Genomic DNA, 15,131 nt, shown 5'->3' with positions numbered 1-15,131 from the left:
TTATTTTATCTGTTGTATAAAGCAGCTAAGTATGCCATTGATCGAGATTATGATCAGTTAAGTCATTTATTAGAAGATCCTGTTTCGATCCTATTTTTTGGAGGAGCAGCATTTCACTTGTATTTTTTACCGCTTCTGATTATTGGAACTATCACGGTTAAAGGATGTGAATTTTTAGTTCACAGAAAAGTTGCATTAAAAACTTTGGTTTTATTCTGTGTATTGAGTTTGATCATCTATGAATTGATCCTGAAGACAGGAAATGCTTTTGAGTTGGGTGAGAATGTGGCTTTTCAAAACTTTCTAGAAACATTTTTTGATCAGGCTAAAGATAATAGTATTGTTCGCATTGCATTAGTCCAATTATCTTGGATTATCAGATGTCTACCGTATATTTTTGTAGCGATGTTATTGAACTATCCAAGTTGGAAAGCACCTTTGAATAAAAGACTTCAGGAGAAAGGTTTTACAATTGCCCTTTTGATAACGTTTGTACTCATCGCTTTGGGGGGAACGCTGATTTTACCGGAGTCATTTTCCGAAGTTTATCTGGGATATTCTGCTTTACTGCTAGCAGTTTCTCTGTCTAAATATATTCCTGAAAATCATTTAATTAATCAATCTGGTCTTTATTCTTTCGGGATTTATCTGATTCATCTCATCGTGGTTGAGATTTTAATAATTCTGCTGAATCGAATGAATCCAAACTCGACTTTTGAGGGTTCAACTTTGCTGTTCTTAGCAATTTNTGAAAATCATTTAATTAATCAATCTGGTCTTTATTCTTTCGGGATTTATCTGATTCATCTCATCGTGGTTGAGATTTTAATAATTCTGCTGAATCGAATGAATCCAAACTCGACTTTTGAGGGTTCAACTTTGCTGTTCTTAGCAATTTCTATCTTCAGTTTTATCATAAGTTGGCTGGTGACATCGTTGCTGATGAAAAGAAAATCACTCTCTCGGCTGATGTTCGGTGTATAGTGGTGTCTAAATTAATCTGAAATATTAAGAGGTTGATGATGAAAATCCTGCATTTAAGCAGCACAGATATTGAAGGAGGGGCAGCACGCGCTGCTTACCGACTCCACCAAGGACTCTGTTCAGTGGGTATTCATTCACAAATGCTTGTTCGAGGTAAGTTTAGCACGGATCAAACCGTTATTGCGGAGAAAAGTCTCTTAACAAAGTTAGGGCCACCTTCATCTAATATCCCTTTAAAACTTTACCCGAAGCGTCCTAGAACTCGCTTTGCGGTTCAATGGTTTCCAGATATTCTCGCTTCTAAAGTCAGCCAAATTAATCCTGATATTGTTCATTTACATTGGATTTGTAATGGGTTTGTACAAATTGAAACTTTAGCCAAATTTAATCAACCTATTGTTTGGACTCTCCATGATATGTGGCCGTTTACAGGTGGGTGTCATTACGCCCAAGAATGCGATCGCTATAGTGATTCTTGTGGGGCTTGTCCTCAACTGAAAAGTGAGAAAAATCAAGATTTATCCCGTTGGGTTTTACAACGCAAAAAGAAAGCTTGGAAAGCGGCAAATCTCACCATTGTTAGCCCCAGTATTTGGCTGGCTGATTGTGCAGAATCAAGTTCTGTTTTTAAAGATGTCAGAATTGAAGTGATTCCTCATGGACTAGATTTAGAAAAATACAAACCCATTGAGATGTCAATTGCCCGATCACTACTCAATTTACCCCGAGAAAAAAAACTGGTTTTATTTGGGGCATCTCCAGGAACAACAGGGGATTTAAGAAAGGGGTTTCAGCTTTTGCAACCTGCCCTGCAAAGTCTTAGTCAGTCTGTTGGGGAAGATCAAATTGAACTGGTGGTTTTCGGAGATTCTCAACCTGAAAAACCCCTAGATTTAGGATTTAAAACCCATTATCTGGGTCAATTTAACGATGATCTTTCCCTCGCCTTGGTCTATTCCGCAGCAAATGTCATGGTTGTACCGAGCATTCAAGAAGCTTTTGGACAAACGGCTTCTGAGTCTTTAGCTTGTGGAACTCCGGTCGTTGCATTTGCAGCAACTGGACTGAAAGATATTGTCACTCATCAACAGGATGGCTATTTAGCCAAACCTTTTGAAATTGAAGATTTAGCCCAAGGAATTGCTTGGGTACTCGAAGATCGCGATCGCTATCAAATATTACGGACTCAAGCCCGCAAAAAAGCAGAACAAGAGTTAAGTTGGGAGTTACAAGCTCAACGTTATTATACTCTTTATTCTGAGATTAAAAGTTAGTTCAATCCTCCGATTTAAATCCAGATTTGGGTCTGTATTAATCTTGAGTAATTCCCAGAATATCTAGATATCGTTGACTTGAAACTTCCAACGTAAACTGTTTGAGCCAATCGGGATCAATTGGCTTTAAATTCCCCGATAAAACTTTCAGAATTGCCTCGGCCATCGCTTGACTATCACCAACTGGAGTTAACCAGCCATATTCACCACCCTTGAGAATTTCAGAAGGCCCACTTTGACAATCTGTAGAAATCACAGGGACTGCCGTTGCCATCGCTTCAATTAATACATTCGGTAAGCCTTCCCAAGCGGAGGATAATACAAAGACTGCGGATCGTGACATATAGGCATAAGGATTCAATACATGATCCGGTAATGCCACATCATTTTCTAAGCCTAATTCTTGAACTAATGCTTCGAGTTGAGGTCGTTCAGGCCCCCATCCTAAAATCATTAATCGAGCTTCTCGGACTTGTCGGACTTGTGCAAAAGCCCGAATTAGCATTGAAAAATCTTTTTGAATGTGTAATTTACCCACTCCTAAAATGACTGGAGGTTGTCCATCAGCAAACCAAGGATGATCAAGAGGTTCTTTCGCTTTTTCCTGTAACTCTGGAGTGATTGTGGGATTATAAATCGTTTGGATACGTTCTAGGGACAAACCAGAAACCTGAGAAAGATCCTCTGCAACTCCCTTAGAAACAGCTACAATATGATCAGCCCAAGGATAAAAAGATCTGACCAAAAAGGGTAGTAAACGTCTTTTATAGGGTGTCGATGCTTGGGTGTCTCTGGAAAGATTATTTGCCTCACGTACCACCACCCTTGTTGGAGTTCTAGAAAGCTTTTTCGCCAAGAGAGCCACTTCATTGGCATAGTGGAGAGTTGAAAGCATTCCTCTCGGTTGTTCTTGTTTTAAGTAACTGATCAGGGAAGGGAGGCAAGCAGTCAGGCGAGGTGTTTTGAAATCAATAATTCTGACTTGAGGTGATACTTTCTCTAAATGAGGCCCTCCGGCTGAACTTAACACCAAATCTACCTTTAAACCTCGTTCGGCAAAACTCCGAGTCAGATTAATGAAAACTCGCTCCGCTCCACCACCACCTAAGAAACCGAGAAAAAAGGCTACATCAGGTGATCTTTCTAGCATTTGAAAACTTGGCAACTTGTACTTTATTGAGTATATTATAGTATAACGATTAGAATAAAATTTTCTCAAATTCAGACTTCCTTTGTCCAGAGGCAGTCCGTTGAAAAAAAATTGATTTGAATCCGCTCAAACTCACCAACGTTAATTTTTAATCGGGAGATCCAAGTTAAATGTCCACTAAAATTTCAGTCCCCAGTTCAGAGAGTAGAACGGTTGAACAGTTAAAAGAACATTATGAACTCGAAAAACNGTATAACGATTAGAATAAAATTTTCTCAAATTCAGACTTCCTTTGTCCAGAGGCAGTCCGTTGAAAAAAAATTGATTTGAATCCGCTCAAACTCACCAACGTTAATTTTTAATCGGGAGATCCAAGTTAAATGTCCACTAAAATTTCAGTCCCCAGTTCAGAGAGTAGAACGGTTGAACAGTTAAAAGAACATTATGAACTCGAAAAACAGTTAGCGAGTCAACTCCTGAACTCTAATAAGGAAGAAAGACGAAATTTATACACCACTTTGTATGATAAGTTATACACCACTCTTCCCCATCATCCCCGATGGACACGCAAATCAAGCCCGGAAATTACGGCTTGGATTGTCACTCAACGAATGTATCTTTTGAAACGATTTTTGACTCCGGAAACAACCTACTTAGAAATCGGCCCCGGAGATTGTAGTTTATCGATGGAAGTGTCTAAATGGGTGAAAAAAGTCTATGCAGTCGATGTGGCAACAGAAGTCACTAAAAATACAACATTTCCAGACAATATGGAGTTTATTGTCTCAGATGGGTGCAGTGTAAATGCTCCAGAAAATAGTGTTGATATTGCTTACAGTCACCAACTGATGGAACATTTGCACCCGGATGATGCAGTCGAACAACTTCAGAATATTTACAAAACACTCGCTCCGAAAGGCAAATATATTTGTATCACGCCTCATCGTTTATCTGGCCCCCATGATATCTCAAAATACTTTGATGAGGTCGCTCGAGGATTTCACCTCAAAGAATACACCGTAACCGAGTTATATAAGCTTTTCCGAAAAGTTGGATTTTCCCAAGTGCTTTGGGTGAAAAGCACAGAAAAATTTCATCTAGAAATTCCTCTGAACATGGCAACACTTCCTTTAATTAGTGGGAGTGAAGTTATTTTGGAAAAGTTCCCCTATGCCCTGCGAAAAAAAGTTGCGAGTACCCCATTGTTATTTAGAGGAATGACGATTGTCGGGATTAAATAGAGAGGTGAAACAAACAATTCAGTGAGGCTCAATTCAGCCGTGAATAAACCGAGTGAAAGAGAAGCAAAAAGCACTCAAAAACTCATGCTTTTTGATCTGTCCGTGAAAGGTCATCATCCCATCTACATTCAACATCTGATTCAGTATTGGCATAAACAGAGCTTTTCAGGGCAGCTTAATGTCGTTGTTTCACCGCGATTTTTTGAGGAACATCGTAATGTTGTAGACTGGGCTGCAACTCATTCGCCGAGTCAAATTAACTTTGTGGGAATTTCCCCCGAAGAAGAAGCCGCTCTCAACTCTAGAAAGTCTAAAATCAAAAGATCTTTGCGGAATTTTCAAGAGTGGGAAATTTTCGGTAAATATGCAGAGAAACTCGCAGCAACTCACGCTCTGATTATGTACTTTGATACCTGTGAGTTTCCACTGGCGTTGGGTAGACCCTCTCCTTGTTCGTTTTCAGGAATTTACTTTCGACCTACATTTCATTATCCTCAAGAACTCACAAACTACAGTCCTACTCAGCAAGAACGCTGGCAACAATGGCGTGAAAAATTACTCCTCTCTCGCATTTTACGACACCCAAAACTACAAAATTTATTCTGTCTCGATCCCTTTGCTATCAATCACTTAAACCGATTTAATACTCATGTAAAAGCGATTCATTTACCCGATCCCGTTGAACTGATTGAACCTGAAAATTCGCCCTGTTCTTTACTGAGAGAAGAGTTAGGAATTGACCCCGAACGAAATATTTTTCTCTTATTTGGAGCCTTAACTCAACGCAAAGGAATTTATCAACTCCTTGATGCGATCGCTCGTTTATCTCCTGAATTGAACCAAAAAATCTGTTTATTATTGGTTGGGGAGTCTAATATTGCCACATCTTTAGACCCAAAGATTGCACAGCTTTGTCAAGATAAGCCCGTGCAAATCATCCGAAGATATGAGTTTATTTCCGATGAAGAAATCCCCGCTTACTTTAACTTAGCGGATGTGGTATTAGCCCCCTATCAGCGTCATGTTGGAATGAGTGGAATTCTCTTACTCGCAGCAGCAGCAGCTAAACCTGTTCTCAGTTCAAACTATGGGTTAATGGGGGAAATGGTCAAACGCTATCAACTGGGCTTAACCGTTGATTCTACAATGCCGAGTGCAATTGCAGAAGGATTAATTCGATTTTTACAAGAAGACTCAGACAAGCTGTGCGATCGCTTACAAATGCGATCTTTTGCTCAACAAAACTCCGCTCAAGCATTTGCTGAGTTAATTTCAAAGCATATACTTATTTAATCGTGATTATCAATAAAAATTCAAAAATTTCAGCAGTTTTCAACCGGATTTGTTTAAGTTATTGCATTTCTGAACATTGAAATGAATTTTACAGATTTTTCTTTTTGGTGGTGGTTGTTGTTAATGGCTATTCCCTTATTAGGAATTCGCTATTTGGGTCAACTTTTCAAGATGTTGCCGTCCTCCTATGATCGTATAGGATTGATGCTCGTTTCATTAATACTCTTCTGGAACGCAGCCCATTCAAGTTTTTTTATTTTTGCTTTGGAGTTGGTCTTCAATTACGTTATGGTTCGCTTGATGCAGAGTCAACCCAAAGTAATAGCCAAACCAATTGCTATAGTAACTATCACAATTAATCTTGCTATTTTGATTAGTTTTAAGTATCTAGACTTTTTGGTTCAAGATGTATTGGGATTAGGGTTTGGAGAAATCGCCGCAGGATGGAATGAAAACACGGGAATTTCCAACATTTCTGGAATTCCTCCGGGCATTTCATTTTATACCTTTCAGATGGTTGCTTTTGTTGTTGATTCCTATAAAACAAATGATCGACACCCCATCAAATTTATCGATTATGTAAATTTTGCTTCCTTTTTTCCCCAGGTTGTCGCTGGCCCGATTGAGCGTCGTTCAGACTTTCTCCCCCAAATAGAAAAATTCCGATTTAACTTTTCTTTTGAAAACATTGATACCGGCTTAAAATGGCTGGTGTTAGGACTGTTTATGAAGATTGTATTGGGCGATAACTTAGCACCCCATATCAACCTTCAAGAAACAGCCAATGCTTGGATAATTTGGTTATCGATTTATCTATTTGGATTAAGAATTTATTTCGATTTTGCCGGATACAGTTTCATTGCGCTTGGCTTGGCTAAAATGATGGGAGTTCAACTCACAGTCAACTTTTTGGCTCCCTATATTTCCCAAAGTGTTCAAGAGTTTTGGCGGCGATGGCACGTTACTTTAAGTGGTTGGTTCCGGGACTACCTTTTTATTCCTTTAGGCGGTTCTAGAGTCGGACGGACTGGATTAAATATTCTCACTGTATTTACAATCTCAGGTCTTTGGCATGGTGCAGGTTGGAATTTTATTTTCTGGGGATTTTATCACGGCGTGCTGCTGATTATTCATCGTTCTATCGGTCGTTTGTTCTCACTTCCTCAGTTCATCGCTTGGATATTAACATTAACATCTGTGATGTTTGGGTGGCTATTTTTTATGGAAAACAATACCAACCAATTGCTGCTTAAATTGCAAACCCTCATCACTCCTTCAGCCTATTCAATTGTCGCTACCCAGGAAAAAATTGCAGCAATCAATAATAAATGGGGCTTAGGTCTTACATTAATGCTCGCTATTATACTACTCGGGTTNATTGTCGCTACCCAGGAAAAAATTGCAGCAATCAATAATAAATGGGGCTTAGGTCTTACATTAATGCTCGCTATTATACTACTCGGGTTTGAGCAGATAGCATCTTGGCAAGACCGAGAACAAGTCTACAGATTTTTATTGCGACCGAACGTCTCATTGATGATCCTAAGCTTAGTCATTTTGTTTGCGGCTAAATCTTCTTCTCAATTTGTTTACTTTGCGTTTTAAAAATATTCTACTATGTGGAAAATTATTCGTTGGTTTGCTGTTGCTAGCCTAGTTTGGACTGCGGGTTACATCCATAATCGCTATTTAGATCCAGAAGTCAACTGGATTAAGACAATTTATGAAGAGAAAATTGAGCGGTCAAGTCAGATTAAAGGATCAAAACGAATCTTGATTGTCGGTGGCTCTGGTACGCATTTTGGGATTGATGCTTTACAAATTGAACAACAGGTGGGTATTCCCGTCGTTAACATGGGACTGCACGCAGGTCTAGGTTTAAACACTATTTTAGCTAGCGTTGCTAGTGAGATTCGCCCAGGTGATATTGTTCTTTTAATTCCAGAATATGGACTTCTGGCTGATGATGGAACAGGCTATTTTTCGAGTATGTTTGGAGCCGCCGTTTCACAGCCCGGTTTGGGAGGATTTGGGGTAGAGCAGAGAGCAAAAGAAGTGATGTTGATGGGCGTACCTGGCTCTGATAGAATTGTACAATCAATCAAGAGACTGCAAGAAAACTTGTTTGCCCATTTTAGTGAAAATACCAGTTCTACAAAACCAGATGGGCAGTATCAAACTAATCTTGATCAACGGGGTAGTCCAATGATTTTACCTTCGGGTTCCTCAACACCGGACAGTTTGAAAGTGGAAATCTCAGAACACAGCCTCAAACGATTAAATGTATTTCATCAGGATGTTGAACAGGCTGGAGGAATTCTAGTGTTTGGATTGCCCTGGATCTTATCTAAAAATGATGATCAGTCTGTTGAAGCTGCTCAAACCGTTATATCTGCTTTAAATGAGATAGCCCCGGTAATTTATGATCAAGATCTAAATTTAAAATCCGATCCCTCCCTGTTTGGGGATACAATCTATCACCTCAGCCCTACAGGTAGAAAAATACGATCTTCGGAAATAGTCAACCAGTTACAGTCGATTATCAACTAAACGCTTTGGAATTGAGTTAAAAACATGAGCCTGTTATGATAAAGTCTAATCAAAACTGATCAGCTCAAACAACTACTCCTCTGACTTAACTGAGGGATGACTAAACTCATTATCCAGATTCCTTGCTACAACGAAGAAGAAACGCTCGAGATCGCCCTCGCACAACTACCCCGTCAAATTCCCGGTATTGATACGGTAGAATGGCTGATCATTAACGATGGAAGCTTAGATCGTACCGTCGATGTCGCTCGTGGCTGCGGGGTCGATCATATTGTCAGTTTTGAATACAATCAGGGCTTGGCTAAAGCATTTATGGCGGGAATCGAAGCCTGTCTGAAAGCGGGTGCTGATATTATTGTTAATACTGATGCCGANTACCGTCGATGTCGCTCGTGGCTGCGGGGTCGATCATATTGTCAGTTTTGAATACAATCAGGGCTTGGCTAAAGCATTTATGGCGGGAATCGAAGCCTGTCTGAAAGCGGGTGCTGATATTATTGTTAATACTGATGCCGATAATCAATATTGTGCAGAGGATATTCCCCGTTTAATCGAACCTATTTTACTCGGTTATGCCGAAATTGTCGTGGGAGCTAGACCGATTCGCCAGATTAAACACTTTTCCCCCAGTAAAAAGTTCTTGCAACAACTCGGAAGTTGGGTGGTTCGTTTAGCCAGTAGCACTAATATTCCCGATGCACCAAGCGGGTTTCGGGCGTTTAGTCGCAATGCCGCCATGCAAATTAATGTTTTTAACGAATATACTTATACCCTAGAAACCATTATTCAAGCCGGACAAAAAGGAATTGCGATTACTTCGGTTCCCATTCGGACGAATCCAGATTTACGCCCTTCTCGTTTAGTTAAGAGTATTCCCTCTTATATTAAACGATCAATTTTTACGATTCTACGCATTTTTATGACCTACAGACCGTTACGATTTTTTACGGTCTTAGGGAGTATTCCGTTTACAATGGGATTTATGTTGTGTGTGCGTTGGTTGGTGTTATTCTTTGACAATATGACCAAAGCGAGAACACCCAGCTTGATTTTAGCCGCCATTTTAATCTTAATCGGGTTTCAATTGTGGATGTTGGGTTTAGTTGCTGATGTGATGGCTGTGAACCGGAAAATTTTAGAGGATGTGCAGTTACGATTACGACGCTCTGAGTTTGAGAAGTTTACAAATTCCAAGTAATATGGGTTAACTCTTGTGATCAAACGGCTGATTTCTATTGGTATTAGTTTAGTTATTTTAGCAGTTCTTTATTCTCAAATTGATATTGCGGGTTTAATTGAGATTTTTAAAAATTGCGATCGCCAATGGATGATCATCAGCTTAGGAATGGTTATTCCGATTACAATGATTACCGCTTGGCGACTGCAACAACTGATGCCTTTAGGCAGAAGATTGAGGTTTACTGAGGCGAATCGTTTAATTTTAGCCGCTAGTGTGCTGAATATGATCTTACCCTCCAAAATGGGAGATATTGCGAAAGCATACTTCATGCAACAACGGGGACATTTAACAGGTTCACTCTCTTTATCTCTCGTTGTCTTTGAAAAAACTTGCGATCTCTTATCACTATTGTTATGGTGTGTTCTAGGGTTGATCGTTTATCCTGAGAAAGATACCTTATTTTGGACAATGACCCTCGGTGTCAGCTTGGGTTTAATATTGGGACTCTCACTTTTAGGATCTCGAAAACTTGCAGATTACTTTTTTATAAGTCTGAGCAAAATTTCACATAAAAAAATTGGAGATAAACTTAAAAAACTACAAATTTCTTGGGGGGAAATGCACGAATATTTTTGGAGGGATAAAACTCTACTGCTGAAAATTAGTACAACTTCAATTTTTATTTGGTTCCTCCATTTACTCCAAATCTGGTTTTTCATTCTAGCACTGAACGCTTGGACTCCGTTTTGGGCAAACTTAGCCCTTTCTCCCCTCGCTATTTTAGCCGGATTATTACCCTTAACATTTGCAGGAGTTGGAACTCGCGATGCCGCATTAGTCTTATTTTATCAACCCTATTTTGATGCAACAACAGCCGCCGCTTTAGGCTTACTTTGTACCTCTCGATATTTCCTCCCCGCAGTCGGTGGACTTCCCTTTTTAGGACAATATNTTTTGGGCAAACTTAGCCCTTTCTCCCCTCGCTATTTTAGCCGGATTATTACCCTTAACATTTGCAGGAGTTGGAACTCGCGATGCCGCATTAGTCTTATTTTATCAACCCTATTTTGATGCAACAACAGCCGCCGCTTTAGGCTTACTTTGTACCTCTCGATATTTCCTCCCCGCAGTCGGTGGACTTCCCTTTTTAGGACAATATGCCACTACCCGCTCACAAAATTCTACCCTTTCCAAAGATTAAATTCGGTATTTAATAATGAATAATATTCGGATTGCTTGGTTACTCACCTCCGCCTTTTACTATTGGCATCCGCCTCTAGCAGAGTTAGCAAAACTATTTCCTGAAATGACAGCTTTTGTGGCAAACTGGCGAGGTTATGCTCCCGGTTTTGAAGACTCTTTTAAAATTGATATCGTCGGAGAACGAAAAATTATCCCGATTATCAAATCCTCTAAAGGTTATGGCTATAGTTTTACCTATCTGCCGTTAAATATCGTTAATCGATTATTAAAGTTTAAACCCGATGTCATTTTTTCCAACTCCTTTGGCGTTTGGACGATGATTGCTTTACTCTTTAAACCTATCGGAAAATGGAAAGTTGTGATTGCTTATGAAGGAAGTTCACCGAGTATTGATGCTCGAAATTCCGCCCCTCGGTTAACAGTACGACGAGCAATGGTTAAAGCGTCCGATGCTTGTATTACCAATTCAAACGCAGGTAAATCTTATCTAACAGAAGTTCTCAACGCGAAACCCTCACAGGTTTTTGTACATCCCTATGAAGTTCCTGCGGTTCAAGCTCTTTTTAGCCAGTCTGCTAATATTATAGATGCCCTAACCTCTTGGCAAAAACCTATCTTTCTATTTGTCGGAAGTGTGATTCCGAGAAAAGGATTAAATTTTCTCTTAGACGCTTGCACACACTTGAAAAAACAAGGACATACAAACTATACTGTATTAATCGTGGGAGACGGTTCCCAACAGGAAGAACTCCAACAGTTTTGTCAGGAGAATGATTTAACAGATTGCGTTCAATGGGTAGGTCGAGTTAACTATGGAGAACTAGGAGAATATTTTCAGAAAGCAGATGTATTTGTACTACCCACTTTAGAAGATACTTGGGGAATGGTTGTTTTAGAAGCGATGATATTAGGAAAGCCAATTCTTTGCTCAAAATGGGCAGGAGCATCGGAATTAATCACTGATGGTCAGAATGGATACTGTTTTGATCCCTATCACCCAGAACAGCTCGCGAACTTAATGCGTTGTTTTATTGAAAACCCAGAGTTAGTCGTGTCAATGGGCGCTCAATCAGAAGCGTTAATGAATCAATATGCCCCGGATAGGGCTGCTCAGTTTTTGAAGAAAGTCACAGAATCTTTACTCTAAAAAATATCATATAGCTTGATTTCAGGTTATGTGATTTGGGGATTCGGTGCAGATGACAAACAGTGATAAACAACACAGATAAAATCCAAGCATTATGTCAAGTTTAAAGCGTTTTTTTTGGTTATTACATCGTCCTAACTTGTATCCTGAAGCCCTCCGAAGAACTCAAAGAAAAGTCGAAAATACTTTCTGGCCTGAACGTTCGACTTATACAGCACAGTCAAGAGCAAAAGCACAAGAGGAAGCAACAAAATGGTGTGAACAATATGCAATTGACACTCAAACGGCGATTACAAAAATTACAGGTTTACAGCAGTTTGAACCCTTTGAGGAAAAGTTTCAAGAGCAATTGAGTAGAGCTAGAGAAATTACCGAAAAGTCTCCCGTTCAAATGGGAGGAGGTGGAAATCTAGAACTGATTTATCAGCTCGCAGAACACCTGCAAGCCCTACAGGTAATCGAAACTGGAGTATCTTATGGTTGGTCTTCTTTAACCTTATTACTTTCTCTGAGTCAGCGAAGCAATTCTCACCTAATTAGTACCGACCTTCCCTATTTTTTTGAAGGAAGTGAACAGTATGTCGGCTGTGTTGTCCCTTCAGAATTGAAACGTTTTTGGACAATCTTGGCAGCCGCTGACCGAGAAGCCCTTCCTCAAGCCCTAAAAAGGCTGAATGTGATAGATATGGCTCATTATGATAGTGATAAATTTTATGAAGGACGAATGTGGGCTTATCCTAAACTCTGGAATGCTCTTAAACCCGGAGGAATATTAATTTCAGATGATATACATGATGATTTTGCATTCCGTGATTTTTCTGATTCTGTAGGCGAAAATCCAATCATTGTTCAAACACCGATATTGGAAAATGCCAAGTATGTCGGAATTATTATCAAGCCCAATGCTTAAATAACGAGCTGATATTCTCAACCCGAGTCAACGAAATTTAATCAACATTAACTGAGTTTAATTTTCAATACAGATGGGAAAAAATTGCCTAACTACAAATGAGCGAATTTAACCGATTAGAACTTGAAGATAACGTGAACGGTCTGAACGTTTTAATCTCCGCCTATGCCTGTCGTCCCGGAGAAGGTTCAGAACCAGGAGTTGGATGGAACATCGTTCGAGAACTGGTGAAATATCACAAAGTCTGGGTTTTAACGCGAGAAAATAATCGTTCGGAAATCGAAGCTGAACTCCAAAAAAATCCCTTACCAGGCTTAGAATTTATCTACTGTGAACCTTCTCGTTGGGTACAAAAACTGAACCGAAACCAACGACTGGTTTATTTACACTATTATCTCTGGCAAATTTCCGCTTATTTTCTAGGCCGTAAACTGCATCAACAAATCAAGTTTGATATCGTTCATCATGTCACCTACGTTCGCTATGCAACGCCGAGTTTTTTAGCATTACTCCCCGTTCCTTTTGTTTGGGGGCCAGTCGGTGGCGGAGAAGTGGCGCCCCCAGCTTTTCGCAAAGAGTTTAGTGCTTCAGGAAAACGCTATGAAATTCTCCGAGATATTGTCCGAAACTTAGGAGAAATTGACCCCTTTGTTCACCTCACCGCTCAACGCAGTATTTTAGCTAGAGGAACAACAGAAGACACAGCCTCTAGACTGCGAAAACTCGGCGCCACTCATGTCGAAATCATCTCTCAATTAGGACTATCTCAAGAAGAAATTATTCAACTCGGAGAAGCCGTTCAACTTGAGCGAAATACCATCAGATTTGTTAGTATTGGTCGCCTGTTACACTGGAAAGGATTTCACTTAGGATTACAAGCTTTTGCTCAAGCGAATTTACCCAAAAATACAGAATATTGGATGATTGGCGACGGCCCAGAACGCCAAATACTTGAGGATTTAGTTGAGAAATTAGGCATTCAAACTCAAGTTAAATTTTGGAAGAAACTCTCTCGACAAGACACCTTAAATAAGCTCAGACAATGCGTGGCTTTAGTTCATCCTAGCCTGCATGAATCCGGTGGGTTAGTCTGTTTAGAAGCGATGGCAGCAGGTTGTCCTGTTATCTGTTTAGATTTGGGCGGGCCAGCCCTGCAAGTTACAGAAGAAACAGGCTTTAAAATCACGGCTGAAACTCCCGAACAAGCAATAAAAGATTTAGCCTTGGCGATGAAAACTCTAGCTGAAAACCCCGAGTTGCGAACGCAGATGGCAAAAGCCGGACAAAAGCGAGTTCAAGAAGAATTTTCTTGGGAAATTAAAGGTCAAAAATTAGCCCAACTTTATGAAAAAATTATCAGTTGATTTCTAGTTATTTTTCAGTTTAGGAGTTGATTTAATGCAGAACTATACAAGCAAACCCGCCGTCATCTTATTTAACAGCCTTTTGCTTCCTCCCTCCCAGACTTTTATACGAGACCCGGCGGAGAAATTTCAACAATTTACCGCCTATTATGTGGGTTCTCGTCGGGTACAAGGATTAGAATTACCCAGGGAACGAACCTTTGTTATTAATTCCGGGAATTTGAGAGGGAAAATAGAGGAACAACTCTTTAAACTTTCTGGCTTTGCTCCCCAACTTTATCGACAGGTTAAACAGTTAAATCCGGTTTTAATTCATGCTCAATTTGGGTTGAGTGGAGTCTTAGTTTTACCCTGGATAAAATCACTGAATATTCCTCTAATTGTTCACTATCGAGGCGCAGATGCCACCGTTGATGCCGAACATTCCCGCTATACCTCTCTGAATCATTGGATTTATTTTAATCGTTTGGAAAAGCTAAAAGAAAAAACCACTTTATTTTTAACCGTTTCTCAATTTATTCATAAAAAACTCCTAGAAAATGGCTTTCCGCCTGAAAAAATTAGAACCCATTATCATGGCGTAGATGTTAACAAATTCTGCCCCAATTTAGAAATAACTCGCGAACCCATCGTGCTGTTTGTGGGGCGTTTAACCGAGAAAAAAGGCTGTGAATATTTAATCGAAGCAATCAGCCACGTTCAAGCCGAAAAACCAGAGGTTCAACTGGTAATTATTGGGGATGGAACGTTAAAAACTCAGCTTGAAACTTTAGCCGAACAAAAACTGAAAAACTATCAATTTCTCGGAACCCAACCGCCTGAAATTGTGCGAAAT

Annotated in this window: 11 protein-coding genes and 5 pseudogenes; 15 read left to right on the top strand and 1 reads right to left on the bottom strand. The window is 39.8% G+C overall.

Translation table 11 applies throughout. The annotated features are described in order from the left end of the window. Positions 1 to 12: 12 nt before the first annotated feature. Positions 13 to 748: pseudogene (locus tag WN50_RS37620) on the top strand (acyltransferase family protein); the annotation flags it as partial. 274 nt (positions 749 to 1,022) lie between these two features. Continuing rightward, positions 1,023 to 2,258, top strand: a complete 1,236-nt coding sequence (locus WN50_RS16520; protein WP_046277298.1) for a glycosyltransferase family 4 protein — start codon at positions 1,023 to 1,025, stop codon at positions 2,256 to 2,258. A 37-nt stretch (positions 2,259 to 2,295) separates the two neighbouring features. On the opposite strand, the gene WN50_RS16515 is transcribed toward WN50_RS16520, so the two are convergent. After that, positions 2,296 to 3,408 carry a glycosyltransferase gene (locus tag WN50_RS16515; protein WP_046277297.1) on the bottom strand — a complete coding sequence of 371 codons (1,113 nt, stop codon included), beginning with the start codon at positions 3,406 to 3,408 and terminating at the stop codon, positions 2,296 to 2,298. A 380-nt stretch (positions 3,409 to 3,788) separates the two neighbouring features. On the opposite strand from WN50_RS16515, the gene WN50_RS16510 reads away from it, so the two are divergent. The 13 genes and pseudogenes from WN50_RS16510 to WN50_RS16460 form a co-directional block, all read left to right on the top strand. Then, a complete protein-coding gene (locus tag WN50_RS16510) occupies positions 3,789 to 4,649 on the top strand; it encodes a class I SAM-dependent methyltransferase (RefSeq protein WP_046277296.1) in 861 nt (286 codons plus the stop codon). A gap of 39 nt (positions 4,650 to 4,688) precedes the next feature. Beyond that, positions 4,689 to 5,942 (top strand): glycosyltransferase, encoded by a 1,254-nt coding sequence (locus tag WN50_RS16505; RefSeq protein WP_235440788.1) that lies wholly within the window; start codon positions 4,689 to 4,691, stop codon positions 5,940 to 5,942. An 81-nt stretch (positions 5,943 to 6,023) separates the two neighbouring features. Beyond that, a pseudogene (locus WN50_RS37615) lies at positions 6,024 to 7,318 on the top strand (MBOAT family O-acyltransferase); the annotation flags it as partial. Between the two features lies 1 nt (position 7,319). Continuing rightward, positions 7,320 to 7,547: hypothetical protein (locus WN50_RS36300; RefSeq protein ID WP_342586762.1), on the top strand; the 228-nt coding region annotated here is incomplete at its 5' end. A 12-nt stretch (positions 7,548 to 7,559) separates the two neighbouring features. After that, positions 7,560 to 8,492 (top strand): polysaccharide deacetylase family protein, encoded by a 933-nt coding sequence (locus tag WN50_RS16495; RefSeq protein ID WP_049557456.1) that lies wholly within the window; start codon positions 7,560 to 7,562, stop codon positions 8,490 to 8,492. A gap of 96 nt (positions 8,493 to 8,588) precedes the next feature. Continuing rightward, positions 8,589 to 8,866, top strand: a pseudogene (locus WN50_RS16490) (glycosyltransferase); the annotation flags it as partial. Between the two features lies 1 nt (position 8,867). Further along, positions 8,868 to 9,690, top strand: an 823-nt coding sequence (locus WN50_RS16485; protein ID WP_152964840.1) for a glycosyltransferase family 2 protein, incomplete at its 5' end; no start/stop codon positions are given. An 18-nt stretch (positions 9,691 to 9,708) separates the two neighbouring features. Continuing rightward, positions 9,709 to 10,623, top strand: a pseudogene (locus tag WN50_RS16480) (lysylphosphatidylglycerol synthase transmembrane domain-containing protein); the annotation flags it as partial. A 1-nt stretch (position 10,624) separates the two neighbouring features. After that, positions 10,625 to 10,873: pseudogene (locus WN50_RS36295) on the top strand (UPF0104 family protein); the annotation flags it as partial. Between the two features lie 15 nt (positions 10,874 to 10,888). Further along, entirely contained in the window at positions 10,889 to 12,022 is a 1,134-nt protein-coding gene (locus tag WN50_RS16475) for a glycosyltransferase family 4 protein (RefSeq protein WP_046277293.1), read from the top strand. Between the two features lie 94 nt (positions 12,023 to 12,116). Further along, entirely contained in the window at positions 12,117 to 12,932 is an 816-nt protein-coding gene (locus WN50_RS16470) for a class I SAM-dependent methyltransferase (protein ID WP_046277292.1), read from the top strand. 134 nt (positions 12,933 to 13,066) lie between these two features. Further along, complete coding sequence (locus WN50_RS16465) at positions 13,067 to 14,296, top strand: glycosyltransferase family 4 protein (RefSeq protein ID WP_152964661.1); 1,230 nt, start codon at positions 13,067 to 13,069, stop codon at positions 14,294 to 14,296. 34 nt (positions 14,297 to 14,330) lie between these two features. Continuing rightward, on the top strand, positions 14,331 to 15,131 hold an 801-nt coding region (locus WN50_RS16460), incomplete at its 3' end, for a glycosyltransferase (RefSeq protein ID WP_049559844.1).

The sequence above is a fragment of the Limnoraphis robusta CS-951 genome, assembly GCF_000972705.2.
This window is presented reverse-complemented; position numbering and strand designations above follow the sequence as displayed.